Genomic DNA, 3,047 nt, shown 5'->3' with positions numbered 1-3,047 from the left:
TGCGACAATATCGATCCCGACTATTTCGGTGCCATGCTTAAAATAATCGACTGGCGAGAGACCTGCGTGAACGTCATCAGCAAATCTGGCAAGACCACGGAGACGATGGCCCAGTTCTACATCATCCGGGATATCCTTAATAAAAAATTCGGCGTTAGAGGATGGAAAGATCATGTGATTATCACGACCGATGCCACCAGCGGGCCATTGCGCGCTATCGCCCAGCAAGAAGGCATTCAGAGTTTCTCGGTCCCGCAGGATGTGGGCGGCAGGTTCTCGGTTCTTTCGTCGGTTGGTCTTTTGCCGGCGGCTTGCGTTGGTATCGATATAAACGGACTCTTAGTCGGGGCCGCCGACATGGTGGAACGGTGCAAAACATCTTCGATCGAAGAAAATCCAGCGGTCATGAACGGCTCCATCCATTATTTAATGGATGTGGCCAAGAAAAAGCCCATCTCCATAATGATGAGCTACTCCGATTCTCTCTCTTTCTTTTCAGACTGGTACGCACAGTTATGGGCGGAGAGCCTTGGCAAGAACGGGCTCGGGCCAACCCCTATAAAGGCAACCGGGGTCACAGACCAACATTCTCAGTTACAGCTCTACATGGAAGGCCCCAACAATAAGATACTCACGATCTTGGGCGTTGAAAAGTTCAAGACGCAGGTCCCTATTCCGACCAACGTCTCCAAGGAGTTCTCATATCTTGCCGGCCGGGACCTAGGAGAGGTGATCCATGCCGAACAGACCTCTACCGTAAAGGCCCTGCAACAGGTAGGCCGTCCGGTGATAGGCGTCACATTGCCGGAGATGTCGGCACGCTCGATGGGCGAACTTTTAATGATGTATCAGATCCAAACCGCGGTCACCGGCAAGCTTTACGGCATAAATCCGTTCGATCAGCCGGGAGTTGAACTGGGCAAAAAGCTTACTCGCGAACTATTAAGTAAATCCTCCGCATAAATATGTCATCCCCGCGTGAGCGGGGACCTAGTGAACGCACCGGATTTCCGCTTTCGCCGGAATGACAGAGAATATTGATATGATGTTCGCCCTGACACTTTTGGTATTGGCCGCTTTCTTCGCAGGGCTTATCGACTCCATCGCCGGAGGTGGAGGACTTATAAGCCTTCCAGCCCTTCTTGCATACGGACTTCCAGCCCACATAGCCCTTGGCACCAACAAGATGCAGTCGACATGCGGCACCACATTTGCGCTCGCCAACTTCCACCGTAACGCAAAGGTGGTCTGGAAAACGGCCCTTACCGGTATCCCTTTCGCCCTTTTGGGTTCTGTGCTCGGCGCCAGGATAGCGCTGGTAATTCCGCAGATCTATCTTGCAAAGGTCTTGGTGGTTCTTCTTCCACCTGCCGCCATCCTGATGTTCGTATGCAGAAGTAATCTGTCGTCCCCGCATAAGCGGGGACCTCGATCACATGCTCTAGATTCCCGCTTCCGCTGGAATGACAGAATTCTTCCCACTATTCTCATCTGCTCGACGATCGGTATCTACGACGGCTTCTTTGGACCCGGGACCGGCACTTTTTTGATAGTTGCGCTGGTCATTTTCCTGGGCATTCCGGCGGTACAGTCGTCCGCAACGGCCAAGACGTTCAATCTGGCATCTAACATTGGCGCCTTCTTCACATTCATGCTCTCCGGACATATCGATTATAAGATAGGCGTTGTAATGGCGGGGGCGAACATCTGCGGGAACCTTATCGGAAGCCATCTAGCAATAAAGCGCGGCGACACGTTCGTGCAAAAGATCGTTTACGTGTCGCTCGCGCTTTTATTTGTATACTTATTATGGAAGTACTATATTTAGCGTGTCATTGCGAGCCCCGAAGGGGCGCGGCAATCCCCCCGCAGGAGATTGCTTCGTCGCTTCCGCTCCTCGCAATGACAGCGCTTTACCACTTCATTTCGCTATATTCAAGATTAAGGCTCTCCGCCACCGCCTTGTAAACACACTTGCCGTTATGAATATTCACACCCTTGGCAAGTTCCGGCGTTGTTGCAAGCGCCTTAGCAAGACCGTTATTGGCAATGCGGACCGCGTACTTGAGGGTTGAGTTGGTCAAAGCAAAGGTCGATGTGTAAGGGACCGCACCCGGCATATTTGCCACACAATAATGAATGACGCCGTCAACCTCAAATGTAGGATGATCATGAGTTGTAGGCTTGGCCGTCTCTACGCAACCGCCCTGATCGACCGACACGTCGACTATAACCGAGCCCTTTTTCATCTTGGACAGGTGGCTTTTTCTGATGAGCCTTGGAGCAGAGGCGCCCGGTATCAGCACACCGCCAACAACAAGGTCTGCATTGAGTATCGCTTTTTCTATTGATAGAGGATCGGAGTAGACCGTTGTTATCTTGCTTCCGAATACATCGTCCAAATAACGCATACGGTTAAGGTCTACATCCATGATAACAACTTCGGCCCCGAGACCAACCGCCATCTTTGCCGCGTTAGTTCCGACCACGCCGCCGCCTAAAACGACAACCTTGCCGCGTTTCACTCCCGGAACTCCGCCAAGAAGAACACCGCGCCCTCCGTGCTCTTTTTCAAGGCAGCGCGCGCCGACCTGAATTGCCATGCGGCCCGCTACTTCGCTCATGGGTGTGAGCAAGGGAAGCGAACCGTCGTTCAACTGAATTGTTTCGTAGGCGATCCCCGTTACATTTGTTTCCATCATCGCCTTGGCAAGCTGCTTGTCGGCGGCCAGATGGAGATACGTGTAATAGACAAGCCCGGGCCTCATGTATTTATATTCTTCGGCGATGGGCTCTTTGACCTTAACTATCATCCCGGCCTTTTCGTGGACCTCTTTTGCCGTGGAGAGCACGGTTGCGCCCACGGCAGAATATTCGGAATCTTGTATCCCGCTTCCGATCCCCGCATCTTTTTCAACGAACACCTTGTGCCCTGCATCAACAAGCGCCTTTACACCGCCCGGAACCATCGCCACACGATACTCTCGGGTCTTGATCTCTTTCGGTACGCCAATGATCATAACGTCTCCTTTTTTTGTCATTGCGAG

General features: G+C 52.3%; 3 protein-coding genes. 2 read left to right on the top strand and 1 reads right to left on the bottom strand.

Going from position 1 to position 3,047, the window contains the following annotated elements; all coding sequences use genetic code 11:
* Positions 1-963, top strand: a 963-nt coding sequence (locus COV46_00155) for a glucose-6-phosphate isomerase (GenBank protein ID PIR18414.1), incomplete at its 5' end; no start/stop codon positions are given.
* A gap of 61 nt (positions 964-1,024) precedes the next feature.
* Positions 1,025-1,828 carry a hypothetical protein gene (locus COV46_00150; protein PIR18413.1) on the top strand — a complete coding sequence of 268 codons (804 nt, stop codon included), beginning with the start codon at positions 1,025-1,027 and terminating at the stop codon, positions 1,826-1,828.
* 85 nt (positions 1,829-1,913) lie between these two features.
* On the opposite strand, the gene ald is transcribed toward COV46_00150, so the two are convergent.
* Positions 1,914-3,020 (bottom strand): alanine dehydrogenase, encoded by a 1,107-nt coding sequence (gene ald / locus COV46_00145; protein ID PIR18412.1) that lies wholly within the window; start codon positions 3,018-3,020, stop codon positions 1,914-1,916.
* Between the last annotated feature and the right edge of the window lie 27 nt (positions 3,021-3,047).

The organism is Deltaproteobacteria bacterium CG11_big_fil_rev_8_21_14_0_20_49_13 (assembly GCA_002796305.1).
In the GTDB taxonomy this organism is placed as follows: domain Bacteria; phylum UBA10199; class UBA10199.
Note: the sequence above shows the minus strand (reverse complement) of the source record. Positions and strands in the feature narration are given on the sequence as shown.